The sequence below is a fragment of the Stenotrophomonas sp. GD03794 genome (assembly GCF_029842145.1).
Taxonomy (GTDB): domain Bacteria; phylum Pseudomonadota; class Gammaproteobacteria; order Xanthomonadales; family Xanthomonadaceae; genus Stenotrophomonas; species Stenotrophomonas riyadhensis.
This window is the reverse complement of sequence record NZ_JAOCFV010000012.1, coordinates 23,364-48,682: the sequence shown is the minus strand read 5'-3', so window position 1 is coordinate 48,682 and position 25,319 is coordinate 23,364. Positions and strand designations below refer to the sequence as shown.

Genomic DNA, 25,319 nt, shown 5'->3' with positions numbered 1-25,319 from the left:
TCGAGGCCAGCGGAATCACGGCGGCGCCGGCCGGCGCCTGGCCGGTCGTGCTGCTCATCGCAGCAGGGGCCTCTCGGCGTGCTCGATGAAGTCCAGCATGGCCTTCACGTCATCGCTGTCGCGTGCCTGTTCGGTCAGCTGCACCTTGGCTTCGGCCAGCGGCAGGCCCGCCACGTACAGGGTGCGGTAGGCGCGCTTGATGGCGGAGATGCGCTCGGCGTCGAAACCACGACGCTTCAGGCCTTCGCTGTTGATGCCGCGCGGGCGGCCCAGCGAATCGGTGCCGACCATGGTGAACGGCGGAACGTCGCCGTTGGTCAGCGCGCCCATGCCGAGGAATGCGTGGGCACCGATGCGGCAGAACTGGTGGGCACCGGCGAAGCCGCTGATGATCACGTAGTCGCCCACGGTGACGTGGCCGGCCAGGGTGGTGTTGTTGGAGAACACGCAGAAGTTGCCGACATGGCAGTCGTGCGCCACGTGCGTGTAGGCCAGCATCCAGTTGTCGTTGCCGATCGTGGTGATGCCGCCGCCGCCGCCGGTGCCACGGTTCAGGGTGACGAACTCGCGGAACACGTTGCGGTCGCCGATCACCAGTTCGGTGCGCTCGCCGGCAAACTTCTTGTCCTGCGGCTCGCCACCGATCGCGGCGTGGCCGATGAAGCGGTTGTCACGGCCGATCCTGGTCGGGCCGTGGATGCTGCAATGGGGGCCGACCACTGTGCCGGCGCCGATTTCCACATCGGCCCCGATCAGGGTGAAGGCGCCCACCTGGACGTCATCGGCCAGGCGCGCGGCCGGATCGATGACGGCGGTCGGGTGGATCCGCGGTGTGTTGTCAGTCATTCCTGCCTCCAGTGGATCAGCCCTTGGCGCCGGCGCACATGACTTCGGCCGAGGCAACGACTTCACCGTTGACCTTGGCTTCGCCGTAGTACCAGCCCATGTTGCGGATCAGGCGCTTCATCTGCACATCCAGCATCAGCACGTCGCCGGGGACGACCTGCTTGTTGAAGCGGGCATTTTCCACCTTGACCATGTAGAACAGCTTGGACTGCGCATCGCGGCCGAGCGTCAGCTGGGTCATCACGCCACCGGCCTGCGCCAGCGCTTCGATGATCAGCACGCCGGGCATGATCGGGCGGCCCGGGAAGTGGCCCTGGAAGAACGGCTCGTTGATGCTGACGTTCTTCTGCGCCAGGATGCGCTTGGCGTCGATGTCGAGTTCAAGCACCCGGTCCACCAGCAGGAACGGGTAACGGTGCGGGAGCAGTTCCTGGATCTGGCAGACGTCGATAGGAAGCTGCAGCGTGTCGTTCATTCTTTCTCCTTGCCAGCGGCCAGGACGCGGCGAGCCAATGCGTCCAGCTGCTTGAAGCGCGCGGCGTTCTTGCGCCACGTGCGGTTGTCGGTCAACGGGGTGCCGGACGAGTACTCGCCCGGCTCATGGATGGAATTGCGGACCACGGACTTGCCGGTGATCACGACCTTGTCGCAGATCTCGAGGTGGCCGACCACGCCGACGTGGCCGCCGAGCAGGCAGTAGCGGCCGATCCTGGCGCTGCCGGCGATGCCGGTGCAACCGGCGATGGCCGAATGCGCGCCGATCTGCACGTTGTGCGCGATCTGCACCAGGTTGTCCAGGCGCACGTCTTCGTCCAGCACGGTGTCTTCCAGCGCACCGCGGTCGACGCAGGTATTGGCGCCGATCTCGCAATCGTCGCCGATGCGCACACCGCCCAGCTGCGGCACCTTGATCCACTTGCCGGCGTCCATCGCCAGGCCGAAGCCATCGGCGCCGAGCACGGCGCCGGGATGCACGCGCACGCGCTTGCCAAGCTTGACCCGGGTAACCAGGGTGACCCGCGCGATCAGCTCGCAGCCGCTGTCCAGGCTGCAGTCTTCGCCGATCACGCTGCCGGTGCCGATGATGCAGTTCTCGCCGACCACGCTGCGTGCGCCGACGGAGACGAACGGGCCGATATGCGCGCTGGCGGCGACCTGGGCGCTGGGATCGATCACGGCGCTGGGGTGGATGCCGGGTGGCCGTGTCGGCGCGATGTCGAACAGCGCGGCGATCTTGGCGAAGGTGGTGTACGGGTCCTTGGCCACGAGCGCGGCGCCCGGAGCGGCCTCGGCGTCGTCGGCACGCAGGACCACCAGCGAGGCCTGGCTGTCGGCCAGCTGGGCGCGGTAGCGCGGGTTGGCGAGGAAGGTCAGCTGGCCAGGACCGGCATGGGCGAGGGTGGCCACGCCATGGATGGCGGTGGCGGGGTCGCCATGGACCTGCAGGCCGAACTGCTCGGCGAGTTGCTGGGCGGTGTAGGTGGGAGTATTCACGGCGGGAGTTTAACGTGTGACGCCATTGCGGTCATGCGGGGCGGTCATGCAGCCAACGGCAGGGCCCCTCGCGGCCGGCACAGCCAGTGTCATGGGCTGGGTCGGACGGGGCGGGGCTGCGGGGGACGGCGCAAGTACGTCCATGTAGCCTTGGTCGCCGCATCCATGCGGCTCACACCCCCGCAGCCCCACCCCGTCCGACCTCCGACGGCGTGGCGCGAGTGCCAGCCACGGAAAAACAGAAAAGATCAAAAGCAGAGCGGGCGCTTCCGGCATCCAGGCCAAACGAAAACGCCGGGCAATGCCCGGCGCTTCGTACCCCGTCTGGTGGAGAGCCCCCCTTTGTTAAGGGGGGCGCGCCAGCGGCGCGGGGGATAGGTGAAATGCGCGGGCAATTCACCGGAGGTGGATCAGTTCTGAGGAACGTTGTTCCTCAGAACTGGCCACCGAACGTGAATTGCAGCCGCTCGATCTTGTCGCCGTCTTCCTTCTTCAGCGGGAAGGCGTAGCTGATCGAGATCGGGCCGACCGGGGCGCGCCACAGCAGGGCCACACCGGTGGACACGCGCAGTTCGTTGGCCTTGAAGTTGTCCACGCCGGTGTAGACGTTGCCGAAGTCGACGAAGGCCGACACGCGTGCCGACGGGCTGTCGAACAGGCGCGGGAAGTAGGCTTCGACCGAACCGACGGTCTTCAGCGAACCACCCAGCGGCTGGCCTTCCGGATAACCGCGGGTCACTTCGCGCGGGCCGAGGGTGTTGTCCTCGAAGCCGCGCACCGAGTTGGTGCCACCTGCGTAGAAGTTCTCGTAGAACGGCAGGCCCTTGGCTGTGACCGAACGCAGGTTGCCGGCCTCGTCAGGCACCATCGCGGTCTTGTCGCTGCCATAGCTGTCGCCGTAACCCACTTCGGCGCGGGTGTTGATGACCAGCGACGGCATGATCGGCCAGTACTTGCTGATCTGGTAGTTCAGCTTGTAGTACTCGATGGTCGAGCCCGGCAGCGTCGTTTCCAGGCCAACGCGCTGGTAGGTACCACGGGTCGGCATGAAGTAGTCGTTGCGCGAGTCGCGTGCCCAGCCCAGCTCCGTGCGCCATGCATGGAAGGTCTTGCTGCCCAGTACGTTGATGTAGTCGATGATCGACTGCGGGGTCGAGCCCTGGTAGGTGGTGATCTGGTTGCTGTCGATGCCGAACATCAGCGAGACGGTATCGGTCTCGGTGATCGGCACGCCGAACACCACCTGCGCCGAACCGTTCGTGCTGTTGTACTGCGCGGTGTTGAAGTCGGAGTAGTCCAGCTCGCGCCAGGACAGGTTGTAGCCCAGCGACACGCCGTCATCGGTGAAGTACGGGTTGGTGTAGCTGAAGCCATAGCGTTGCAGGTAGCTGCTGCGCGAGGCTTCGACCGACACGCGGTTGCCGCCGCCGAGGAAGTTGTTCTGCGACAGCTGTACCGAGGTGGTCATGCCGTAGGACTGCGAATAGCCCAGGCCGAACACGAAGCTGCCGGAGGTGGTTTCCTTGACGTTGTAGACGACGTCGACCTGGTCGTTGCTGCCGCTGACGGCCGGAGTCTCGACGTCGACCGACTCGAAGTAACCCAGGCGCTGCAGGCGGATCTTGGAGCGGTCGATCGCGGCCTGCGAGTACCAGCTGTTCTCGAACTGGCGCATTTCGCGACGCATCACTTCGTCGGACGTGCGGGTATTGCCGCGGAACAGGATGCGGCGCACCGACACGCGCGGGCCCGGAACGACCTGCATGTTGATCGCCACGGTCTGGTCAGGGCGGTTGGTGGTCGGGATCGGGTTCACCTTGGCGAACGCGTAGCCGATGTTGGACAGCGAATTGGTGATGGTGTCCGAGCTGAACTCCAGCAGCGCACGCGAGAACGTGTCGCCCGGCTTCTGGATCACCATGCGCTCGACGTCCTCCTGCGGAAGGATGGTGTCGCCGCTGACCTTGATCTCGGAGATCTTGTACTGGGCACCCTCGGTCACGCCGGCGGTGAGGAACATGTCGCGCTTGTCGGGGCTGATCGACACCTGGGTCGAGTCGATGCTGAAGTCGACATAGCCGCGGTCCAGGTACCAGGAATTGAGCTTTTCCAGGTCGCCGGACAGCTTTTCCTTGGAGTACTGGTCATCACGGCGGTACCACGACGCCCAGTTGTGCTCCTTGGACTCCCAGGTTTCCAGGATGTCCTTGCTCTCGAACTTCTCGGTGCCGACCAGGTTGACGTGACGGATCTTGGCCGCCTTGCCTTCCTTGATGGCGATCGCGATGTCCACGCGGTTGCGGTCCAGCGGGCTCACGGTCGGGGTGATCTCGACGGTGTACTTGCCGCGGTCGTTGTACTGGCGGCGAAGCTCCTGGGTCACGCGGTCCAGGCTCAGGCGGTCGAAGGTGCCGCCCTCGGTCAGGCCGATGTCGGACAGGCCCTTGAGCAGCTGCTCGGACTTGATGTCCTTGTTGCCGGTGACGGTCAGCTTGTTGATCGCCGGGCGTTCCTTGACGGTCACCACCAGGATGCTGCCCTGGCGGTCCAGCTGCACGTCTTCGAAGAAGCCGGTCTTGTACAGGGCGCGGATGGTCTCGCCGACCTTGTTGTCGGTGATGGTCTCGCCACGTTCCACCGGCAGGTAGGTGAATACCGTGCCCGAGCTGATGCGCTGCAGGCCATCCACGCGGATGTCGCTGACAGTGAAGGGCTCGGCTGCCTGGGCCAGGGCGGGAGCGCCGGTGACGGCGGCGAGGGCGAGGGCCAGCAGGCGGCGATTGGGGAGTCGCGTCATGTCACGTCCGGTAGGAAGGTCGATTTCATTGGTGCGGGATGCCGACGCTGTAGACGGCAACAACGTGGAAAAGTTCATCGCGGGACCAGGCCGAGGATGTCGTTGTAGAACGCCAACCCCATCAGCCCGGCCAGCAACGCCAGGCCGATGTACTGGCCGGCGGCGATGGCACGCTCGCTCAGCGGGCTGCCCTTGACCAACTCGATAAGGTAATACAGCAGGTGGCCGCCGTCCAAGATCGGGATCGGCAACAGGTTGATGATGCACAGGCTGAGTGACAGCAGGGCAAGGAACTGCAGGAACCAGTCCAGGCCGCGTTTGGCCGAGATGTTGGCTACCCGGGCGATGGTGACGGGTCCGGAAACGTTCTGCAGCGAGGCTTTGCCGGTGACGATGCGGCCCATCATGCCCAGCGAATCGGCCGCCAGGCGGCCGGTTTCGCGCACGGCCACGGTGACCGCGTCGAGCGGGCCATAGCGCAGCAGGGTGTCGTAGGGAGGGCTGAACGAGGTCGGGAACTGCACGCCGATCTGCCAGATCGGCTCGCCCTTTGAATCCTTGCCCTGGCGCGGGGTGACTTCCAGCGCCAGGCGCTCGCCGCCCCGCAGGACCTCGATCATGCCCGGGCCGCCGGCGCGGCCCAGCGTCTGGATCTCGCCGATGACCTGGTCGGCGCCGTCGATGCGCTGGCCGTCGATCGCTACGATCAGATCGCCCGGCTGCAGCTGCCCGGCCACCACGGAGTCTGCGGTGAGTGACTCGACCAGCGCCGGTTGCAGCCACGACTGCCAGTACAGGCCAGCCAGGATCGGCACGCGCCGTTCATCGAAGCCGGGGGGCAGCTGCGACAGCGGCAGGCTGCGCACGCGCACCTGGTCGGCCGGGTCCAGCACTTCCAGCTTCACGTCGCGGCGGTCCATCGCGGCGGCGGTCAGCGCCATGCTGGCCTCGCCGAGGGTGACCACCGGGCGCTCGTCCACGCGCAGCACGCGGTCGCCGCTGGTCAGGCCGGCGCTGGCGGCGATGCCGCTGACACGGCCGATGGTCGGCGAATAATCCTGCTTGCCGATCACGAACATCGCCCACAGCAGCAGGATGCACAGCAGCAGGTTGGCGATCGGTCCGGCGGCGACGATGGCGATGCGCTGCCAGACGGTCTTGTGGTTGAAGGCCTGGCCGCGCTCGTGCGGGTGCACTTCGACCTCGCGCTCGTCCAGGAACTTCACATAACCGCCCAGCGGGATGGCGGCGATGGCGAACTCGGTGCCGTGCCTGTCCCGGCGCGACCACAGCGGCCGGCCGAAGCCGACCGAGAAGCGCAGGATCTTGACCCCGCACAGGCGTCCGACCCAGTAATGCCCGAACTCGTGGAACGTGACCAGCAGCCCGAGGCTGACAATCATCCACCAGACCGATCCGATGAAGTCAGTCATGCAGGCTCACAGTGGCGGGCAGGGGCGGCGTCGTCATGCGGGGCGAGGCGGTCGTTCAGGCGGCGTCGATGGCGTTCAGGGTCAGCTGGCGTGCCCGCTGGTCGGCGGACAACAGGACCTCCAGTGTATCGGCTGGCTGGGTCGGCAGTGTTGAAAGAGCGTTAGCAACCAGCTCCGGGATGGTCAGGAAACCGATCCGGCCCTGAAGAAACGCTGAAACCGCCTCTTCATTGGCAGCGTTCAGCACCGCCGGGGCGGTGCCGCCGGCCTGCATCGCCTGCCAGGCCAGGGCCAGGCAGGGGAAGGCGTCGGTGTCCGGGGCCTCGAAATCGAGCCGGCCCTGGGCCAGCAGATCCAGCCCGGATACGCCCGATTCAATGCGTTGTGGCCAGCCCAGGCCAACGGCCAGTGTGGTGCGCATGTCCGGCAGGCCCATCTGCGCCAGGGTCGAGCCGTCCACGAACTCGACCAGCGAGTGGACCAGGCTCTGCGGGTGCACCAGCACTTCGATGCGCTCACCGGGGATGCCGAACAGGTGGTGGGCCTCGATCACTTCCAGGCCCTTGTTCATCAACGTCGCCGAATCGACCGAGATCTTCGGCCCCATCGACCACTTCGGGTGGGCAACGGCCTGGGCCGGGGTGACCTGGGCCAGTTCGGCGCGGCTGCGGCCACGGAACGGGCCGCCGGAGGCGGTCAGCAGGATGCGGCGCACGCCGGCGCCATCGACGCTGGCATCGCGCGAGCGCAGGCACTGGAAGATCGCGCTGTGTTCGCTGTCGATCGGGATGATCTCGGCGCCGGCGCGTTCTGCGGTGCGGGTCAGCAGCTCACCGGCCAGCACCAGCGATTCCTTGTTGGCCAGCAGGATGCGCTTGCCCGCGGCGGCGGCGGCCAGGGTGGAAGACAGCCCGGCCGCACCGACGATGGCGGCGACCACGGTGTCGCAGGCATCGCTGGCGGCCAGCTGGTCCAGCGCGGCATGGCCGGCATGCGCCTCGGTGGCCAGTCCGGCATCGCGCAGGCCATCGCGCAGCTCAGCGAACAGCGATTCGTCGGCGATCACCGCGTGCGCGGGCCGGTGCTGGCGGCACAGTGCCAGCAACGCCTGCACCTGACGACCGGCGGCCAGCACGGTGGCCTGGTAGCGCTGCGGGTGGCGGGCGATCACGTCCAGCGTGGAGGCACCGATCGAGCCGGTGGCGCCGAATACGGCGACCCGGCGCAGGTCTGCGACAGCATTCATGGTCAGAACCCGAAGATTTCCTTGCCGAGTGCGAACACCGGCACTGCAGCCAGGACGCCGTCGACACGGTCGAGTACGCCACCATGGCCCGGAATCAGGTGGCCCGAGTCCTTGGCGCCGGCGTGGCGCTTGATCAGGCTTTCGAACAGATCACCCAGCACCGAGGCGAATACGGCCACCACCGAAGTGATCAGCAGGCCCGGCAGGTGTGCGGTATCGATGCCGGCCAGCCAGCCCAGGCCGACGGCCACGGCGACACCGGCCAGCAGGCCGCCGAACAGGCCTTCCCAGGTCTTGTTGGGGCTGATGCGCGGGGCCAGCTTGTGCTTGCCGAAGTGACGGCCGGCGAAATAGGCGCCCGAATCGGCCGCCCAGACCAGTGCCAGCGCAGCCAGCAGCCACAGGTGGCCCTGCTTGCCCGGCGGATCGCCGCCGGCATGGATCAGCACCAGCGCGGCCCAGGCCGGGACGATGGCCAGCGTACCGGCTAGCATCTTCACGATGCGCGAGGGTGCCGACGGCTGCGCGCCGAAATTGAAGAAGCGCAGCCAGACCAGCGCCGCCAACCACCAGGCAACACCGGCCAATGTGGTGATCTGGAACAGCACCAGCGTGCTGCCATCGGCCCACACCAGCAGCACCATCAGCAGCAGGTTCAGTACCAGTAGCACGGTGCGCGCCAGGGTGTCTTCAATGCCGGCCAGCTTCAGCCACTCCCACAGGCCGATCAGCAGCACCGCAGCGGCCGCCGCTGCCAGCCATTGGGTCGGCAGCAGCAGGATCGCGGCAATGGCGACCGGCGCCATGATCAGCGCGGCAAGGACTCGGGTCTTGGTCATGGGCTGGAAGTCTCGGTGGCCAGTGCGGCGATCTGGGCGCTGGTCAGGCCGAAACGACGCTCACGGCTGCCGTAGGCGTCCAGCGCCTGCTGCAGCAGGGCGGGATCGAAGTCTGGCCACAGTGCCTCGGTGAACCACAGCTCGGTGTACGCCAGCTGCCACAGCAGGAAGTTGCTGATGCGGGTGTCGCCACCGGTGCGGATGAACAGGTCCGGTGGCGGCAGGTCGGCCAGGGCGACCTGGCTGCCCAGCAGCGATTCGTCGATCTGTTCGGGCAGCAGGCGGCCGGCGGCGACTTCAGCGGCCAGCGCGCGCGCGGCACGGGCGATGTCCTGGCGGCCACCGTAGCTGGCGGCGATCGACAGGGTCAGGGTGGTGTTGTCTGCGGTGCGCTGCTCGGCCAGCTGCATGCGGCTGACCAGCCCGGCACCGAAGCGTTCGCGCTCGCCGATGAAGCGCACGCGCACGCCACGCCGATGCAGCTCGTCCACTTCGCGGTCGAGCGCGCCGAGGAACAGCTTCATCAACGCATCGACTTCTTCCTGCGGCCGGCCCCAGTTCTCGCTGGAAAACGCGAACAGGGTCAGCGCCGGAATGCCCAGCTCAAGGCAGCGCTCGATGGTGCGGTTGACCGCACGCGCGCCGGCCCGGTGGCCGATCACGCGCGGACGACGGCGCTGCTGTGCCCAGCGCCCATTGCCATCCATGATGATGGCAATGTGGCGGGGCAGGGCGGCCGGCAACGGAGGCGGGACTGAAGGCATCGACTTCAGACCGACAGCAGTTCTTTTTCCTTGTCGGCAACGACCTTGTCGACGTCCTTGATGTTGGTGTCGGTCAACTTCTGGATGTCGTCCTCACCGCGCTTCTTCTCGTCTTCGCTGATCGCCTTGTCCTTGACCAGCTTGGCGATTTCCTTGTTCGCGTCCTGACGGATGTTGCGGATCGCGATCTTGGCGCCTTCGCCTTCCTTCTGCACCTGCTTGGCCAGCTCCTTGCGGCGCTCTTCGGTCGGCGGCGGCATGTTGATGCGGATCGCGGTGCCCAGGGTGTTCGGGGTGAACTCGGCGTTGTAGAGACCCTTTTCGATCTCCTTGATCATGCTCTTGTCGAACGGCGTGACCAGCAGCGAGTGGGCGTCGGCGTTGGAGATCGATGCGACCTGGTTCAGCGGGGTGCTGGCGTTGCCATAGGCGCTGACCGTGACGCGGTCCAGCAGGGCCGGGGTGGCGCGGCCGGTGCGGATCGAGGTGAGGGTGTGCTTCAGAGCGTCGATGCTCTTGGCCATGCGCGTCTGCGCGTTGTTCTTGATGTCGTTGAGCATCGCCCGGTCCTGGGTGTAACTGGAATCGGGCGATTATAGGCGAATACGGGACGCTGCCGGGCCAGAATCGGCCCGGAGCTCGCCTGGCGCTCAGGCTCAGGCCGGGTCGCGGCCCTGGACCAGGGTGCCGATGTTCGCGCCGCTGAGGATCTTCAGCAGCTCGCCCGGCTGGCCCATGTCGAACACGCGCATCGGCAGGTCGCTGTCACGGGCCAGTGCGAAGGCCGCGGTATCCATCACTTCCAGGCCGCGGCGGATCACTTCGTCGTAGCTCAGGCTGTCGAAACGGACCGCGTCGCTGTGCTTGTTCGGGTCCTTGTCGTACACGCCATCGACCTTGGTGGCCTTCAGCAGCAGGTCGGCACCGATCTCGATCGCACGCAGCGCGGCGCCGGAGTCGGTGGTGAAGAACGGGCTGCCGACGCCGGCGGCGAAAATCACCAGGCGGCCCTTTTCCAGGTGGCGGATGGCGCGACGGCGGATGTAGTCCTCGCACACGTCGTTGATCTTGATCGCGCTCATCACGCGGGCCTTGGCGCCCAGCTTTTCCAGGGCGTCCTGCATGGCCAGGGCGTTGATGACCGTGGCCAGCATGCCCATCTGGTCGCCGGTGACCCGGTCCATGCCGCCAGCGGCCAGGCCGGCGCCGCGGAAGATGTTGCCGCCGCCGATCACCAGCGCCACTTCGGCACCGGCCTGCTGGGCTTCGATGACCTCACGGGCCAGGCGATTGATGATCTTCGGGTCGATGCCGTAGTCCTCATCTCCCATCAGCGCCTCCCCGGACAGTTTCAGAAGGATGCGGCGATAGGCGAGCTTGGACATAGGGACCTCGGGTGCGTGGAAATCGCGGGCGATTCTACGCGCATGCGGCGTCGGGCCAAAGTGTTTTGTGCACTGCGGCGCGAAATCCTGCCATCCGCCCCGGCCACGCGGGGCGTCCCGTTCAGCCCAGTTCGGCGCCGGCGGTGGCTGAAAGCTCGTCGTGGCCGAGGGCGCCGGGGGAGCGGGCAATCACCCGGTTGCGGCCCAGGTTCTTGGATCGGTACAGCACATCGTCGGCTGCGCGCAGCAGGTCCTGCACGTCGGCAAAGCGCTCGTAGCCGCCCTGGGTGGCCACGCCGGCGGAGAACGTGACGAACAGCGGTCCGCCCTCCAGCTCGGCCATCGGCGTGGCGACGATGTTGGCCAGCACCCGGCGGATCACGTCCAGGGCCACGCTTTCGCTGGTGTTGGGCAGCAGTGCGACGAATTCCTCGCCGCCGAAGCGGGCCACGGTATCGCTGTTGCGCAGCTGGCCCTGCAGCTTGCCGGCGAAGGCGCGCAGCACCTCGTCGCCGGTCAGGTGGCCGTGGGCATCGTTGATCTTCTTGAAGTCGTCCAGGTCGATGAAGGCCACCGACAGCGGCCAGCCTTGCCGGCCGGCGCGCAGGAACTCCTGCTCCAGGACCGCTTCCAGCTGGCGGCGGTTGAGTACGCCGGTCAGGGCGTCGCGGTGGGCCTGGTCGGCCAGGCGCTTGGCCCGGGCCTCGAATTCGTCGGCGCGCCGGCGTGCCTGGTCTGCATCCTGCAGTTCGCGCAGGTTGCGCAGGGTGGCCAGTTCCTGCGCGTGGTCGATCAGCTCGCGCACCCGCAAGGGCGAGTTCAGGCCCGCCTCGAACAGGCTGGCGATGTCCGGCAGGGCTTCGCTGATGCGGGTGAGTACCTGATCGAAACGAGCGCTGTCCAGTTCCAGGCGGTCGTGGACCTGATGCAGGGCACGCTCGCGCGCGGCGTCGGCGTCGTCGTCCAGCCAGATGTCGGCGACCGCACCGGACAGCTGCACACAGGCCTGGAACGGCGATTCGGCAGCGCCCTCGTCCTCGCTGTGGCTGATGCTTTCCACCAGGTAGCGGGGCAGGCCCCACTGCTCGGCCACCCAGGCGCCGACATCGGCATGGCTGCAGCCCAGTTCCTCGCGCTCGCGGGCAACCAGATCCGTGTTGTCACGGGCTTCGCGCAGCAGTGGCAGGTAGCGCTCCGATTCGGCCTGGGCCAGGCACAGCACGCCCAGGTCCTGCAGCAGGCCGGCCAGCATCAGTTCCTCCAGTCGGCGCAGGCCGCGGGCCTGGCCCAGCTGGCTGGCGGCCAGGGCGCTGAGGATGCTGCGCTTCCACGCACGCTGGCGCAGGTCGTGGTCGGCACCGCCGCCAGCGGTCAGGCCCTGGGTGACGGTGAAGCCGAGGGCAAGGCTGATCGTGGCATTCAGGCCGAGCATGGTCAGCGCCTGGCCGAGGTTCTCGATGCGGCGGCGGCTGGCATACAGCGGCGAATTGGCGATGCGCAGCATGCGAGCGCTCAGCGCCATGTCGATGGCGATGATGTCGGCGGCGGTGGCGATGTCCGCTTCCGGGTCCTGGGCCAGCTCGATGATGCGCAGGGCAATACCGGGTGGCGAAGGCAGGTTGCGGCAGAGCGCCAGGGCAGCTGTCAGCTCGGGAGGCATGTCGGGTCGTTCAATTCCATTAGGACAAGAATACCTAGGAATGCATCACAGTCCGCGATTTTCGTTCCTGCTATGCGATTGTGGATTCCCTGCGCCGAGTATCGGCTTGATTCGCGCGCAACGCAAAGGTGTGGGTGTGGGCACCAACGGTGCGCACCCACGGGCCCACCGGCATAAAAAAAGAGCCGCGGTTTCCCGCGGCTCCTTCTGGTCGCTTCACAGCCGGAAGGCTGCAATCAGACCTGCATCGCCTTGGCAACTTCGGCGGCGTAGTCTTCCACCACCTTCTCGATGCCTTCGCCGACGATCAGCAGCTTGAAGCCTGCCACGTCGGCGCCAGCGGCCTTGACCACCTGCTCGACGGTGGTGTCGCCCAGCACGTAGGTCTGGCCGTACAGGGTCACGTCGCTGACGATCTTGTTGATCTTGCCGCTGATGATCTTTTCCAGGATCTCGGCCGGCTTGGCCTTGTCCTTTTCGGACATCTTGGCCAGCTCGATTTCCTTTTCCTTCTCGACGAAGTCGGCCGGAACGTCCGCAGCCTTGTTGTGCGGCGGCTTCAGGGCAGCCACGTGCATGGCCAGGCCACGGGCCAGCTCGACGTCGCCGCCGATCAGATCGACCAGCACGCCGACCTTGCCGTTGGTGTGGACGTACGCACCGACGTTGCCGGTGGTGTCGACCTTGACCATGCGACGGATCTGGATGTTCTCACCCAGGGTCTGCACGGCGGTGGCGCGGGCTTCTTCAACGGTGCGGCCATCGGCCAGCTTGGCAGCCTTCACGGCTTCGACGTCGGTGGCGCCCGATGCCAGGGCAGCGGCGGCGACGGCGTTGACGAAGGACTTGAAGTTGTCATCGTTGGCGACGAAGTCGGTTTCCGAGTTGACTTCGACCAGCACGGCCTTGCCGCCGTCCTGGGCCAGGCCCAGACGGCCTTCGGCGGCCACGCGGTCAGCCTTCTTGTCGGCCTTGGCAGCGCCGGACTTGCGCATGGCTTCAGCAGCAGCGTCGATGTCGCCGTTGGCTTCGGTGAGAGCCTTCTTGCATTCCATCATGCCGGCGCCGGTGCGCTCGCGCAGTTCCTTGACCAGGGAAGCAGTGATTTCCACGGGATTACCTCACGAAAGAAAGGGGTTGGGCCGGCATGGTGGCCGGCCCGTGTGACACGGTCCTGTCACGCGCCAAAGGCTGCGCGCAGGGAGGGTGGACGCCGGGCGTCCACCCCGGGGCCTGGATCAGGCCTGGGCGTCGTCGCCCTTCTTGGCAGCCTTCTTGGCCGGAGCGCGGCGGGCCGGCTTCTCTTCGCCTTCAGCAGCGGCTTCGGCGAACTCTTCCTCACGCACCGAAGCGGCGTGCGGAGCAGCAGCCTTGCCTTCCAGCACGGCGTCGGCAGCGGCGCGGGCGTACAGCTGCACAGCGCGGATGGCGTCGTCGTTGCCCGGGATGGCGTAATCAACCAGTTCCGGGTTGTAGTTGGTGTCGACCACGGCGATGACCGGGATGCCCAGCTTCTTGGCTTCCTTGATCGCGATGTCTTCGTGGCCGATGTCGATCACGAAGATGGCGTCCGGCAGGCGGTTCATGTCCTTGATGCCGCCCAGCGAGGCTTCCAGCTTGTCGCGCTCGCGACGCAGGCCCAGCACTTCGTGCTTGACCAGCTTCTCGAAGGTGCCGTCGGTTTCACCGGCTTCCAGTTCCTTCAGGCGGGCAACCGACTGCTTGACGGTACGGAAGTTGGTCAGGGTGCCGCCCAGCCAGCGCTGGTTCATGAACGGCATGCCGCAACGCTCGGCTTCTTCCTTGATGGTTTCGCGGGCGCTGCGCTTGGTGCCCAGGAACAGGACGGTGCCGCGCTTCTGGGCAACCGACGAGATGAAGTTCATCGCATCGTTGAACAGCGGGACGGTCTTTTCCAGGTTGATGATGTGGATCTTGCCGCGGGCGCCGAAGATGTACGGAGCCATCTTCGGGTTCCAGTAGCGGGTCTGGTGGCCGAAGTGGACGCCGGCTTCCAGCATCTGACGCATGGTGACCTGGGGCATTGCAATACTCCTGATATGGAACCAGCGATTCCGCCCGCGGGGATAGGTATGCGGGACGCGTGGAAGCGCGATCGGTTCCGGGGTTGGGCTTCCCTGTTGCCTCCGTGGCCGAACTCCTTGCGGAGCACCCCGGCACGGATGGGGGCAGCAGGTGTGGATTCACCGGTGACGTCCGGTGTGGACGGGTTCCCGCGCACGCAGGCGGCAGGAATCCGGTCGATTATAGCCCGCTCGGCGCGCTTGCTGCAATTGCCGGGTCCGGCGCGGTCAGGTCGATCATGCGGCCGTCCGGCAGCCGGGCCTGGAAATGGCCATCGATGTAGCCGTCGGCACGGGCCGGCAGGGCCCAGTGGCGCTCCCGGCCAGCCAGGACATAGCCGGCCAGACCCGGCAGCAGCACGGTACGGCGACCATCATTGGCGACGAAGGTGAGGTCCTGCAGGCGAGCGTGCAGTGTCCCTGTGTTGCTCAGTCGCAGCGAAGGTTGCGACGGTTTGAACTCAGTCCAGGCGCGCAGCCGTGGCTGGGCCAACGGCCCGGGCTTGCCCCGAAACAGGGGCAGCGAGTAGCGCGGCAGGCCGGGGATGCTGGGGGCGAGCACGACCCGGTAGGCCTGTTCGGCGGCCACGGGTGTGGGTTGGCGTGGCAGCAGCCAGATGCGCTGGCGGGTGCCGGGCGGGATATCGAGCCGGGTGGGGCTGGCCAGGACCTGGTCGCTGGCACGCAGCTCTTCCGCGTCGGTCTGCTGTTCCCAGGCCAGGATCCGTACCTGGCCCTGCCAGCGGTGGGGGCCAGGGTTGTACAGCCACAGTTCGCCGTGACCGCCTTCGGCGGGCAGCTGCAGGGTGGTCGGCACCAGGTCCAGCGCCGCCGCGGGCAGTGCCAGCAGCAGTGCCAGCAGGCTCAGCAGGATGCGCATCAGTAGATGACGGTCACGGCAGGCGCCGCGTCGTCGCTGTCGGCCGGCGGCGCGAGGTCGTGGATCTGCTGCGGAAGCTCGGGCGTGTCGCTGCGCTGGTGCGGTGCCGTGCATCGGGTGTTGCCGCCATCGCCGCTGCAGCCCTCGACCACGGTCAGCCGGATCTGCAGGGAGGTGCTGCCGGGTTCGGCCCATGCCGGCGTGCTGGCGACCAGCATCGCCCCGATCAGAAGTGCGCGAACCACCTGCCATCCACCGTGCTGTAGGACCCGTTGCGCGGTATCGGCCGGATCGGCCGGATCTGTAGGGTCGACTGCCAGTCGACTGGTCCTGGCGCAGGAGTGATGCGCGCATCCACGCATGGCGTGGATCTACCGAAACCCACCCCGATGGGTGCCGACCATTCCAAACCCATCCCGGTGGATGCCGACCGTTGGTCGGCACACAGGTCAGTAAGTGATCGTCACCTGCACCAGATCATTGTAGGTACCCGCCGGGGGCTGGCCGGTGACGGGCGCTACCCGGCCATGGATGGTCAGCTGCTGCGCGCTGCCACTTCCGGTGCCGCCAACGGTATCGACGTTGAGGGTATTGCCCCAGCGCAGGCTGCGAGCGGCATCGCGGTACAGCTCATAGGGGAGGTAGTAGGTGCCGCTGCCAATGGTGGTGGCCATGCGCCGGGTGGTGGAGGCAGCAGGATTGTTCTGGCCGTTGTTGAGGCTGATCTGGTAGGCGGTGTTCTTCAGGCAGGTCAGCGTGAGCGTGGCGGTCCGGTCGATGTTGGCGGGAATGCCGCCGGTGACGTTGCCGAAGTCCATGTTGGTGGTGACGTAGCTGCCGCATTGCGGCAACACATTGGCGGTGGCGGTGAAGCTGAAGGCTGCACTCGCACTGTTTGTACCGGTGGCGCCGCCATTGCAGGTGGCGGGGATGGTGGCGGTGCCGAGCAGCACTTCGTTCCAGGCCCAGGTGAGCACTACGCTGGCGCCGCTGAAGGTGCTGCTGTACGCACCCGATGCCAGGACCTGGTTGGCCGGGATCTGTCCGAACAGCTGTACGGACTGCGCGCCGCTGCCGCCGGTCAGCAGCGGTACGTTGTAGCTCATGGTCAGCTCCTGTGCCGGTGGCGTGCCGTGCGGAACCAGCCCGGTGACCTGGCCGAAGCTGGCATTGTTGTACAGCTGGAAATTCATGGTGTCGCTGGTGGAAGTGGACATCGTGCGGAAGGTGGAGCTGCTGCCGCCGCCACTGCCTGCGCCGACACCCACGCAGACGCGGACGCCGGTGGTGGCCAGCAGGCTCAGTGCGGCGGTGGTGCAGGTCACCGTGATGTTCAGCGTCGCCGCCGTAGGGCCGGGAGCGTTGCTGTTGATGTTGCCGAACGGCAGGGTCGGGTTCGCGGTTGCCGTGCAGACCGCTGTCGCCTGGGCCGGTAGTGCCGCGAGCAGGCCGGCGAACAGCAGCATGCCGAGCAGCAGCACTCTCATGGCGCCACCTCCGGGATGCACGGCAGCGGTGCCGGCTTCGGTCGGGCGCCGGACGCCACTACCTTGGGCTGCTCGGGTACCTTCACCCGGCACTGGCCGCGGCTGGTAGTGATGTACAGCGTGCTGCCGGCGGCCACGTCCTCCAGGTACAGCAGGCCGTCATAGCCGACCGTCGCCTGGCGGCCATCGGGCAGCTGCACCTCGCTGCCAACCTCCAGCGGCTGTCCGTCCATTGCCAGCAGGGTCAGGCTGAGCGAGGGCCGCGAGCGCAGCTGGAACGTCACATGCGCACCTGCGCGCTGTCGTGGTGTCACCCAGTCCTCGATGCGGTCGGCACGCATGTCCTCGGGCAGGTCGAGGGTGTCGATCGAGACCCGGTTGCGCTGCCAGGACAGCAACGGACTGACCAGCAGCAGGCCGCGATCATCGGTGACGCCGATCAGGCGGTTCTCCAGCCGCACCGGCACGCCACCGACACCATTGGTGCTGATCACCGCGAACGCATCGGAGACCTCGCGGGTGGCGAAGGCATGCCCGCCCATCCAGACCAGGCTGCCACTGGCGCTGCCGTAGGCATAGTTGAGCCCGCCCTGGCGCGAGGCGCCGAACGAGTAACGGCCGACGTCATTGAGGATACCGACTTCGGCCAGCCCGCCATTGCCGTCCTCGCCATGGCGCACCTGCGCGCGCCAGCCGATGCCGCCTGCGCTGCCGTCACCGGGCACCGGCTGGGTCACGTCGGCCACCCAGCTCTGGCTGTCGCCGTTGCGCTGGCTGGACAGGCTGGCCTGGCGGTTGTTGCCGAGACTGGCGGTCACCGACAGGTAGATGCTGCGGTCGTCGCTGCGGTCCAGGTTCTGGTTCACCGACAGGTAGGCCGACCAGCGCTGGCTCCAGGTGCGCGACCAGAACAGGCTGGCATAGCGGTTGTCCTCGCCATCCGGGTAGCGCAGGCGCAGGTAGCTGGCGCTGAGCGTGCCCAGCCGAAGCAGATCCGCGCCGACCGTGGCCTGTTCGCTGATGCTGGGTGGCAGGTTGCCCTGCAATGCCCCGAGGTCACGGTAGTCGCCGTGGCTGCGCACGCTGCGCAGGTTGACGTTGAGGCGGCGGTTGTTCCAGCTGTAACCCAGCGCCCACTGGCCACCCTGCAGGCCCTGGTAGCTGCTGTGCGCATAGGCGGCGTTGAACACGCCGGCGCCACCCAGCAGCCACCAGCCGCCGATGCCGGCCTGGGCCAGGCCACCACCGCCTTCGGCATGAGCCTCGCCGGTGAACGTGTCACTGATGCCACCGCGCCAGCTGGCACTTGCCACGGTGCGGTCGTCGTAGGCGAAGGAGCGTTGGCCGAAGTCCTCACGCAGGTGGCCGATGCCGGCGGACCAGTCCGACAGGCCCTTGGCCAGCAGCTGCTGGGTGCCATAGAAGCTGAAATCCAGGGTCTGCATGCGGCCGAACGCATCGGTCACCACCACCTGTGCGCTGCCGGTGCCGCTGATGCCCGGCTGTGCCGCCAACTGGAACGGGCCGACCGGGACCTGGCCGCTGTACTGGCGCAGACCATCGACGTATAGCTCGACCGTGGACGGCACCACCGCCTGGCCGAGGAAACTGGGCGTGGGGGTCAGTACACGATAGGGCTGCAGGCCGTAGTTACGACCGATCTGCAGGCCACCCAGGCGTACCGGCCGGGTCCAGTCGACGAAGCCGCTGTAGAAATCGCCGACCTCCAGCGTCATCGCCTGGTCGGGGAAATCCAGGCTCCAGCGCGTATCCAGGCGCACGCTTTCACCGCGCCAGCGACGATCACCGGGCTGCTGGTAGCGACGGCTGATCGCGGTGTTCTCGAAGGTGCCGTTGCCGATGCCGAACAGGCGCAGCTCCGAGCTCAGGCTGAGGTTGCCGAGCGTGTCCACCCGGCTGCCGTAGATGTCGTAGTTGAGCAGCACGCCGGGTGAGGCGCTGCCGGCAGGTGCACGCGTCTGTGGGCGGCTGAGTACGGTGGTCGGCAGGGTCAGCTGGTCCAGCGGCACGTCCAGCGCCAGGGTCTGCATGTGCGCGTCATAGCGCACCACCGCGCCGCTGATCTGGTCCAGGTAGACCGGTGCATCGCCGCTGGCATTGAAGCCGAGCTGGCGCAGGACGTCGGGGCTGGCCTGCAGGCGGCCACGGTTTTCGACGAACGGCAGCAGGCCGCGCGGCGTGCTGTTGAGCGATACGTCCAGATACAGCGTCTGGCTGGCGGTCAGCGGGGTGGGGGGCGGCAGGATCGCATCGGCGGAGATTCCTGATACGTCGGCGGCTCCCGTGGCCGCGGCACCGGACACATCGGCGGCTTCGGTCGCCGCAGGAGCCAGGGCAGCCAGCAGCGCGCCCATCAACGCCTCAGCGAGCCGGTGGTGGCGATAGCGGGGTCTGTTCCGACTCGCCATTGAGCTTGGCCGTGATCTGGTCGTTGTCGCGGTCGATCGCCATGCGCTCGATCGGCCAGCGCATCACCTGGCCGGGCAGCACATAGCCCAGCAGGCCGGGGTGCACGATGCGCGGGCGCTTGGCGCTACCGAGTGCGAGGTCGGCAATCTGTGCATAGCTGTTGCCCGAATTGGCCACCTCGACGCCGTTGCGGCCATCGCCCAGCGTCACCAGGCGCGCCTGCAGCTGCGGGGCGAGCTTGCCGGACGCGGGCTGCACGAATACCGGGATCGAGTAGCGCAGGACGAACTGCATGCCCTCGGCACGGGTGGCCAGGTCCGGCACCTCGTCCACGATCAGGCGGTAGTACTGCTGTGCCGCCGGGGGCTCCCGGGTCGGGCGCATCACCCGCACCAGCTGCTGCTGGCCCGCCGCCAGCTCCTGCATCGGCGGGGAGGCCATCAGTTCATCGGTGGGCAGCAGTTGCTCCTGGCCACCCTGCTGCACCCAGCGGAAGACGCGTACCTGCAGCTTCACCGGTGAGGTGCCGCTGTTGGTCAGCCACAGCTCGCCGGCACGCTGGCGGGCTTCCAGCTGCAGGCTGGTGGGGGCGACCTGCAGGCTGGTGGCGCCTGCCGTAGAGGTCGCCAGCAGGCACAGGGCGAGCAGCGCCACGCCGGTGGCGCGCCACGGGCGGGGTCCGGCCATGCGGGCGTGCTCCATCAATAGGTGATCGTGGCGGTGACCGTATCCAGGTAGTTACCGGTGGCCGGGTTGTTGGTGCTCAGGTTGAGGATCTGGCCGTAGACGATGTAAGGCACGGCCAAGCCGGTGCCGATGCCGGCCTGCGTGTTGGTGCCGGAGGTGGAACCCCAGACCAGGGTGTGCGCGGCATCCTGGTACAGCTGGTAGCCCACGAAGTTGTTGGCGGTCACCGCGGCGTTGGTGTTCTTCATCCGGCGGGTGGTGACGTCATTGGCAGTGCCTGCATTGGCACCCGCATTCAGTGAAATCGTGTACGGGGTCAGGGCCGAGCACTGCGCGGTGACCGTGCCCTGGCCCAGGGTGGGGGTCGCCGTGGTCGAGGCCGCAGTGCCGAAGTCGACGTTGGTTGCCGCAGCGGCGGTGATGGTGCAGGCCTTGGTGACCACCAGGGTGACGTTGAAGGTGGTGGTGTCGGCGGCCTGGGCCAGCGCTGGGCCAGCCATCAGCAGGGCCAACAGGCGCCACGCACGCAGGGAACGAAGCGGGAATCGCATGGACAACCTCCCTGACCCGAAGGTCCGTTGAACAAGGCGAAGGCGGCACGTTCGGCACCGCTTCGGCGACGGTGACCCCAGCTTAGGAGGCGTAAGTGTCTGTATTCCGTGATAAACAGGGAGGCGAAAGGGGGGCGGCGATCACGCTTTCACTTTCCTTGCCGGAACCGTGCATGGCCCGGATCGCCAGTTGGGTGGCGTTCGTTCAGATTGTGGCCGGATCGGCGATAATGGGGGCCATGAGCGTGAATCTGAAAACCCCGCAGGAAATCGAGATGATGCGAATCGCCGGCCGCATGGCCAGCGAAGTGCTCGACATCGTCACCCCCCACGTCAAGCCCGGTGTCACCACCGAGGAACTGGACCGCATCTGCCACGACCACATCGTGAACGTGCAGGGCGCCGTTCCGGCCAACGTCGGCTACCGCGGCTTCCCGAAGACCGTGTGCACCTCGGTCAACAACGTCATCTGCCATGGCATCCCCAGCGAAGGGAAGGTGCTCAAGGATGGCGACATCATCAATATCGACGTCACCGTCATCAAGGATGGCTGGCACGGCGACACCAGCCGCATGTACTTCGTCGGCACGCCTTCGGTGATGGCCCGCCGCCTGGTGGAAACCACCTACGAAGCGATGTGGCGCGGCATCCGCGCGGTGCGTCCGGGCGCCACCCTGGGTGACATCGGCCATGCCATCCAGAGCTATGCCGAAGGCGAGCGTTTCAGCGTGGTGCGCGAGTACTGCGGCCACGGCATCGGCAAGGTCTACCACGATGAGCCGCAGGTGGTGCATTACGGCCGTCCGGGCCAGGGCCTGGTGCTGCAGCCGGGCATGACCTTCACCATCGAGCCGATGATCAACGAGGGCACCCGTTACAACAAGGTGCTGCCGGATGGCTGGACCGTGGTGACCAAGGACCGCAAGTTGTCGGCACAGTGGGAGCACATGATCGCGGTCACCGAAACCGGCGTTGACGTGCTGACGCTGTCGCCGGGCGAGTCACAGGTCTCCTGACGATGCTGCCGGCGGGTTCGCTGCTGGACACGCCGGCCGCGTCGCTCAACGACCCGGACTGGGCTGCTGCCGCGCGACAGGCGCTGCAGCAGGCCGACGCGCGGCTGTACCGCCGCTTCGACCAGGGCGACAACATCGAGCGCCTGCTGGCGCTGCGCGCGCGTGCCGCCGACCATCTGATCCGCCTGGCCTGGCAGCGTTGCCTGCCGGCCGACAGTGGCCTTTCACTGTTCGCGGTGGGTGGGTACGGACGCGGTGAACTGTTCCCGCGTTCGGACATCGACCTGCTGGTGTTCGGTGATCCTGCCGTGCAGCTTGCCCACGAGGCGGAACTGGCGCGTTTGTTCGCGCTGCTGTGGGATTGCGGGCTTGCAGTGAGCCATGCCGTGCGTTCGGCGGCGCAGTGCCGCGAGGCGGCGGCTGACCAGACCGTGCTGACCGCGCTGATCGAGGCGCGCCCGATCCTGGCCGATGATGCGGCACGCCGCGCGCTGCGCGAGGCCATCGACGACCGCGAGCTGTGGCCGGCACGTGCGTTCTTCCTGGCCAAGCTGGAGGAGCTGCGCAACCGCCACCAGCGTTTCGGCGATACCGCCGACAACCTGGAGCCGGACCTGAAGGATGGCCCGGGCGGCCTGCGCGATCTCAATACGCTGGGCTGGATGGCGCTGCGCGCATTCGGCGTGCGTGACCTGGAGGCGCTGGTCGGGCTCGGCCATCTGGGCGCCGACGAAGCAGCAGCACTGAAGCGCGAACGTGCGGTGCTGGCGCGGCTGCGCTTCGGCCTGCACCTGGTGGCACGCCGTCCGGAAGAGCGCCTGCGTTTCGATTACCAGAAGACCCTGGCCGCGCGCCTGGGCTTCGAAGACGATGCCGAGAATCTCGGCGTCGAGAAGATGATGCAGGGGTTCTACCGCGCCGCCCTGGTGGTGCGCCGGATCAGCGACCGCCTGCTGCAGCGTTTCGAGGAACAGTTCGATGGCGAGGCGCAGCCGGAGCCGTTGACCGTGGGTTTCTCCCTGCGCCGTGGTTACCTGGCGGCCAACGAAGCCGACTGGCCGCGCGGCGACATCGGCCAGGTGTTCGCGCTGTTCGCCAGCTGGGCCAACAATCCGCAGGTGCGCGGCCTGCATTCGCTGACCGCGCGTGCGCTGGCCGAAGCGCTGCCACTGCTGCCGGCCTACGACCAGGCTGATGCCGATGCACGCGAGCAGTTCCTGGCGCTGCTGCGCGGCCAGCGCCCGGTCGATACGCTCTCGCGCATGGCGCGGCTGGGCGTGCTTGGCCAGTGGATTCCCGCGTTCGCCCAGGTCAGCGGGCGCATGCAGTTCGACCTGTTCCATGTCTACACCGTCGACCAGCACACGCTGATGGTCCTGCGCAACATCGGCCAGTTCGCCAGCAGCCGTGCCGACGAGCGCTTTTCGATCGCGCATGAAGTGTGGCCGCGCCTGCGCAAGCCGGAGCTGCTGCTGCTGGCCGGCCTGTTCCATGACATCGCCAAGGGCCGTGGCGGCGACCACTCGGAGCTGGGCGCGGTGGACGCGCGCGCGTTCTGCCAGGCGCATGCGCTGAGCACGTCCGATACCGAACTGGTGGCGTGGCTGGTCGAACAGCACCTGCGCATGTCGGTGACCGCGCAGAAGCAGGACATCGCCGACCCGGTGGTGATCCATCGCTTCGCCACCCTGGTGGGCAGCCGCGACCGCCTCGACTATCTGTACCTGCTGACCTGCGCTGATATCGCCGGCACCAGTCCGAAGCTGTGGAACGCGTGGAAGGACCGCCTGCTGGCCGATCTGTATTTCGCCACCCGGCGCGCGCTGCGCGAAGGGCTCGAGCATCCGGTACCCGCGGCCGAGCGCGTGGCCGAGGCGCGCGACAGCGTGCGCGCACTGGTGCGCGAACAGGGGTACGACGATGCCACCATCGACCGCCAGTTCGCAGTGATGCCCGACGAAGGCTTCATCCGCCTGCGCCCGGAGCAGCTGGCCTGGCAGACCGCCGCGCTGGTGCCGGTGAAGCAGGGCCACACACTGGTGAAGGTACGCCGGATCAGCGTCGACGACCCGGCGCTGGAGGTGTTCGTGCACTCCCCGGACCGTGATGGCCTGTTCGCAGCGATCGCCATGACCCTGGACCGCAAGGGCTATGGCATCCATCGCGCACGCGTGCTGGACGGCCCTGCCGACACCATCTTCGATACCTTCGAAGTGAACCCGGCCGACAGCTTTGCCGATGGCAGCAGCGCCAATCTGGAGGCGGCGCTGCGCGAAGCGCTCAGTGGCGACCTGACCCGCCTGCGGCCGTCGCGCCGGGTGGTGCCACGGCAGCTGCGCCATTTCCGTTTCGCCCCCCGCATCGAGTTCCGCGATGAACCCGGCGCGACCCGTTTTGCCCTGGTCGCTCCTGACCGCCCCGGCCTGCTGGCCGACGTGGCGTTCGTGCTGCGCAACCAGGGCCTGCGCGTGCATGATGCGCGCATTGCCACGTTCGGCGAACGCGCCGAAGACACCTTCGTGATCAGTGACGAACACGACCTCCCCCTGACTGAACCTGCCCGGCAGCAGTTGCATGACGCGATGCTGGCCTGCCTGGACCCTGATCGAAACGCCGGAGACCCCGCCTGATGGCCACCAAGCCTGTTAAGAAGACTGCTGCCACCGCCAAGAGCGCAGCGGCCAAGAAAGCTCCACAACAGCCGAAGGCTGGTCAAACTGCCGCCGTGCCGGCCGCGAAGAAGGCTGCCGCGCCGAAGAAAGCCGCAGCGGTAAAGGCCCCGGCGAAGAAGATGGCGGCACCCAAGAAGGCCCCGGCCAAGAGTGCCGAAGCCGCACGCGCCGAAACCATCGCCCGCAAGTCGCTGCGCAAGCCGGCCGCGCCGGGCGTGGAAGAACTGAAGTTCGGCATCGAGAGCGCCTTCGAGCGCCGCGCCACGCTGACCCTGCACGAACTGGAAGGTTCGACCAAGCCGCTGGTCAACCGGGTGATCGATGGCCTGGAAAGCGGCGAATTCCGCGTCGCCGAGCCGGACGGCCACGGTGGCTGGAAGGTCAACGAGTGGCTGAAGAAGGCGGTGCTGCTGTACTTCCGCGTCAACGACATGGCCGTGGTCGATGCGCGCCCGGCGCCGTTCTGGGACAAGGTCGAATCGCGCTTCGCCGGCTATGACGAAGCGAAGTTCCGCCGTGGCGGCGTGCGCGTGGTGCCGGGCGCGATCGCCCGCCGCGGCACCTACTTCGGCAAGGACGTGGTGCTGATGCCGAGCTTCACCAACATCGGCGCCTATGTCGGCGAAGGCACCATGGTCGATACCTGGGCCACCGTCGGTTCCTGCGCGCAGATCGGCCAGCACTGCCACCTGTCCGGCGGCGCCGGCATCGGCGGCGTGCTGGAGCCGCTGCAGGCCAGCCCGACCATCATCGAGGACCACTGCTTCATCGGTGCGCGCTCGGAAGTGGTGGAAGGCGTGGTGGTCGGCCACCACAGCGTGATCGGCATGGGCGTGTTCCTCAGCCAGAGCACCCGCATCTACAACCGCGCCACCGGCGAGATCAGCTACGGCTACATCCCGCCGTACAGCGTGGTGGTGTCCGGTTCGCTGCCGAGCAAGGACGGTACCCACTCGCTGTACTGCGCGGTGATCGTCAAGCAGGTCGATGCCAAGACCCGCAGCAAGACCAGCGTCAACGACCTGCTGCGCGGCCTGGCCGACTGAAG

Annotated in this window: 22 protein-coding genes; 3 read left to right on the top strand and 19 right to left on the bottom strand. The window is 67.2% G+C overall.

What is annotated here, in order from left to right; all coding sequences use genetic code 11:
- Positions 1-54: 54 nt before the first annotated feature.
- From lpxA to N5D91_RS08830, 19 genes are all read right to left on the bottom strand, one after another.
- Complete coding sequence (gene lpxA, locus N5D91_RS08920) at positions 55-846, bottom strand: acyl-ACP--UDP-N-acetylglucosamine O-acyltransferase (RefSeq protein WP_110711704.1); 792 nt, start codon at positions 844-846, stop codon at positions 55-57.
- A 16-nt stretch (positions 847-862) separates the two neighbouring features.
- Positions 863-1,321 (bottom strand): 3-hydroxyacyl-ACP dehydratase FabZ, encoded by a 459-nt coding sequence (gene fabZ / locus N5D91_RS08915; protein WP_005408737.1) that lies wholly within the window; start codon positions 1,319-1,321, stop codon positions 863-865.
- A complete protein-coding gene (gene lpxD, locus N5D91_RS08910) occupies positions 1,318-2,340 on the bottom strand; it encodes a UDP-3-O-(3-hydroxymyristoyl)glucosamine N-acyltransferase (protein WP_180854217.1) in 1,023 nt (340 codons plus the stop codon). The genes fabZ and lpxD overlap by 4 nt, the downstream gene beginning before the upstream one ends.
- Before the next feature lie 433 nt (positions 2,341-2,773).
- Positions 2,774-5,137 carry an outer membrane protein assembly factor BamA gene (bamA, locus tag N5D91_RS08905; protein ID WP_164161654.1) on the bottom strand — a complete coding sequence of 788 codons (2,364 nt, stop codon included), beginning with the start codon at positions 5,135-5,137 and terminating at the stop codon, positions 2,774-2,776.
- A gap of 74 nt (positions 5,138-5,211) precedes the next feature.
- The gene (rseP, locus tag N5D91_RS08900; protein ID WP_032127946.1) at positions 5,212-6,570 is read right to left on the bottom strand and encodes an RIP metalloprotease RseP; all 1,359 of its coding nucleotides are present in this window, start codon (positions 6,568-6,570) and stop codon (positions 5,212-5,214) included.
- A 55-nt stretch (positions 6,571-6,625) separates the two neighbouring features.
- Entirely contained in the window at positions 6,626-7,816 is a 1,191-nt protein-coding gene (locus N5D91_RS08895; RefSeq protein ID WP_049399539.1) for a 1-deoxy-D-xylulose-5-phosphate reductoisomerase, read from the bottom strand.
- Between the two features lie 2 nt (positions 7,817-7,818).
- Positions 7,819-8,655 carry a phosphatidate cytidylyltransferase gene (locus N5D91_RS08890; protein ID WP_010486331.1) on the bottom strand — a complete coding sequence of 279 codons (837 nt, stop codon included), beginning with the start codon at positions 8,653-8,655 and terminating at the stop codon, positions 7,819-7,821.
- Entirely contained in the window at positions 8,652-9,419 is a 768-nt protein-coding gene (gene uppS / locus N5D91_RS08885) for a polyprenyl diphosphate synthase (RefSeq protein ID WP_032127943.1), read from the bottom strand. Before uppS ends, N5D91_RS08890 begins: the two co-directional genes overlap by 4 nt.
- 5 nt (positions 9,420-9,424) lie before the next feature.
- Positions 9,425-9,979, bottom strand: a complete 555-nt coding sequence (gene frr / locus N5D91_RS08880) for a ribosome recycling factor (RefSeq protein ID WP_032127942.1) — start codon at positions 9,977-9,979, stop codon at positions 9,425-9,427.
- 96 nt (positions 9,980-10,075) lie between these two features.
- The gene (gene pyrH / locus N5D91_RS08875; RefSeq protein ID WP_032127941.1) at positions 10,076-10,804 is read right to left on the bottom strand and encodes a UMP kinase; all 729 of its coding nucleotides are present in this window, start codon (positions 10,802-10,804) and stop codon (positions 10,076-10,078) included.
- Between the two features lie 121 nt (positions 10,805-10,925).
- Positions 10,926-12,464: a GGDEF domain-containing protein gene (locus tag N5D91_RS08870; RefSeq protein WP_110711709.1), complete on the bottom strand. Its 1,539-nt coding sequence runs from the start codon at positions 12,462-12,464 to the stop codon at positions 10,926-10,928.
- 236 nt (positions 12,465-12,700) lie between these two features.
- Entirely contained in the window at positions 12,701-13,576 is an 876-nt protein-coding gene (gene tsf, locus N5D91_RS08865; protein ID WP_088025411.1) for a translation elongation factor Ts, read from the bottom strand.
- 126 nt (positions 13,577-13,702) lie between these two features.
- Entirely contained in the window at positions 13,703-14,509 is an 807-nt protein-coding gene (gene rpsB / locus N5D91_RS08860) for a 30S ribosomal protein S2 (RefSeq protein WP_005408748.1), read from the bottom strand.
- A gap of 220 nt (positions 14,510-14,729) precedes the next feature.
- Positions 14,730-15,428 (bottom strand): molecular chaperone, encoded by a 699-nt coding sequence (locus tag N5D91_RS08855; RefSeq protein WP_153857023.1) that lies wholly within the window; start codon positions 15,426-15,428, stop codon positions 14,730-14,732.
- Positions 15,428-15,646 carry a hypothetical protein gene (locus N5D91_RS08850; protein WP_110711712.1) on the bottom strand — a complete coding sequence of 73 codons (219 nt, stop codon included), beginning with the start codon at positions 15,644-15,646 and terminating at the stop codon, positions 15,428-15,430. Before N5D91_RS08850 ends, N5D91_RS08855 begins: the two co-directional genes overlap by 1 nt.
- A 231-nt stretch (positions 15,647-15,877) precedes the next feature.
- A complete protein-coding gene (locus N5D91_RS08845) occupies positions 15,878-16,915 on the bottom strand; it encodes a spore coat U domain-containing protein (RefSeq protein ID WP_180854218.1) in 1,038 nt (345 codons plus the stop codon).
- On the bottom strand, positions 16,912-19,290 hold the full coding sequence (locus N5D91_RS08840) for a fimbria/pilus outer membrane usher protein (protein ID WP_180854219.1): 2,379 nt from the start codon (positions 19,288-19,290) through the stop codon (positions 16,912-16,914). Before N5D91_RS08840 ends, N5D91_RS08845 begins: the two co-directional genes overlap by 4 nt.
- Before the next feature lie 7 nt (positions 19,291-19,297).
- The gene (locus tag N5D91_RS08835; protein WP_110711715.1) at positions 19,298-20,047 is read right to left on the bottom strand and encodes a molecular chaperone; all 750 of its coding nucleotides are present in this window, start codon (positions 20,045-20,047) and stop codon (positions 19,298-19,300) included.
- Entirely contained in the window at positions 20,047-20,583 is a 537-nt protein-coding gene (locus N5D91_RS08830; RefSeq protein ID WP_110711716.1) for a spore coat U domain-containing protein, read from the bottom strand. Before N5D91_RS08830 ends, N5D91_RS08835 begins: the two co-directional genes overlap by 1 nt.
- A 173-nt stretch (positions 20,584-20,756) precedes the next feature.
- On the opposite strand from N5D91_RS08830, the gene map reads away from it, so the two are divergent.
- Genes map through dapD form a run of 3 tightly spaced genes read left to right on the top strand, consistent with a single transcriptional unit; the run spans position 20,757 to position 25,317 of the window.
- Complete coding sequence (map, locus tag N5D91_RS08825) at positions 20,757-21,599, top strand: type I methionyl aminopeptidase (protein ID WP_080355365.1); 843 nt, start codon at positions 20,757-20,759, stop codon at positions 21,597-21,599.
- Between the two features lie 2 nt (positions 21,600-21,601).
- Positions 21,602-24,229, top strand: a complete 2,628-nt coding sequence (locus tag N5D91_RS08820; protein ID WP_164161657.1) for a [protein-PII] uridylyltransferase — start codon at positions 21,602-21,604, stop codon at positions 24,227-24,229.
- A complete protein-coding gene (gene dapD / locus N5D91_RS08815; protein WP_180854220.1) occupies positions 24,229-25,317 on the top strand; it encodes a 2,3,4,5-tetrahydropyridine-2,6-dicarboxylate N-succinyltransferase in 1,089 nt (362 codons plus the stop codon). Before N5D91_RS08820 ends, dapD begins: the two co-directional genes overlap by 1 nt.
- Positions 25,318-25,319: the final 2 nt, after the last annotated feature.

Bases quoted from the DNA above. Each gene is read 5' to 3' on its own strand.
- lpxA (WP_110711704.1), bottom strand. From the start codon at position 846: ATGACTGACAACACACCGCGGATCCACCCGACCGCCGTCATCGATCCG.
- bamA (WP_164161654.1), bottom strand. From the start codon at position 5,137: ATGACGCGACTCCCCAATCGCCGCCTGCTGGCCCTCGCCCTCGCCGCC.
- N5D91_RS08895 (WP_049399539.1), bottom strand. From the start codon at position 7,816: ATGAATGCTGTCGCAGACCTGCGCCGGGTCGCCGTATTCGGCGCCACC.
- N5D91_RS08820 (WP_164161657.1), top strand. From the start codon at position 21,602: ATGCTGCCGGCGGGTTCGCTGCTGGACACGCCGGCCGCGTCGCTCAAC.
- N5D91_RS08870 (WP_110711709.1), bottom strand. From the start codon at position 12,464: ATGCCTCCCGAGCTGACAGCTGCCCTGGCGCTCTGCCGCAACCTGCCT.
- uppS (WP_032127943.1), bottom strand. From the start codon at position 9,419: ATGCCTTCAGTCCCGCCTCCGTTGCCGGCCGCCCTGCCCCGCCACATT.
- N5D91_RS08840 (WP_180854219.1), bottom strand. From the start codon at position 19,290: ATGGGCGCGCTGCTGGCTGCCCTGGCTCCTGCGGCGACCGAAGCCGCC.
- fabZ (WP_005408737.1), bottom strand. From the start codon at position 1,321: ATGAACGACACGCTGCAGCTTCCTATCGACGTCTGCCAGATCCAGGAA.
- N5D91_RS08830 (WP_110711716.1), bottom strand. From the start codon at position 20,583: ATGCGATTCCCGCTTCGTTCCCTGCGTGCGTGGCGCCTGTTGGCCCTG.
- N5D91_RS08845 (WP_180854218.1), bottom strand. From the start codon at position 16,915: ATGAGAGTGCTGCTGCTCGGCATGCTGCTGTTCGCCGGCCTGCTCGCG.
- map (WP_080355365.1), top strand. From the start codon at position 20,757: ATGGCCCGGATCGCCAGTTGGGTGGCGTTCGTTCAGATTGTGGCCGGA.
- rpsB (WP_005408748.1), bottom strand. From the start codon at position 14,509: ATGCCCCAGGTCACCATGCGTCAGATGCTGGAAGCCGGCGTCCACTTC.
- N5D91_RS08855 (WP_153857023.1), bottom strand. From the start codon at position 15,428: ATGCGCATCCTGCTGAGCCTGCTGGCACTGCTGCTGGCACTGCCCGCG.
- frr (WP_032127942.1), bottom strand. From the start codon at position 9,979: ATGCTCAACGACATCAAGAACAACGCGCAGACGCGCATGGCCAAGAGC.
- N5D91_RS08890 (WP_010486331.1), bottom strand. From the start codon at position 8,655: ATGACCAAGACCCGAGTCCTTGCCGCGCTGATCATGGCGCCGGTCGCC.
- dapD (WP_180854220.1), top strand. From the start codon at position 24,229: ATGGCCACCAAGCCTGTTAAGAAGACTGCTGCCACCGCCAAGAGCGCA.
- N5D91_RS08850 (WP_110711712.1), bottom strand. From the start codon at position 15,646: ATGCTGGTCGCCAGCACGCCGGCATGGGCCGAACCCGGCAGCACCTCC.
- pyrH (WP_032127941.1), bottom strand. From the start codon at position 10,804: ATGTCCAAGCTCGCCTATCGCCGCATCCTTCTGAAACTGTCCGGGGAG.
- rseP (WP_032127946.1), bottom strand. From the start codon at position 6,570: ATGACTGACTTCATCGGATCGGTCTGGTGGATGATTGTCAGCCTCGGG.
- N5D91_RS08835 (WP_110711715.1), bottom strand. From the start codon at position 20,047: ATGGAGCACGCCCGCATGGCCGGACCCCGCCCGTGGCGCGCCACCGGC.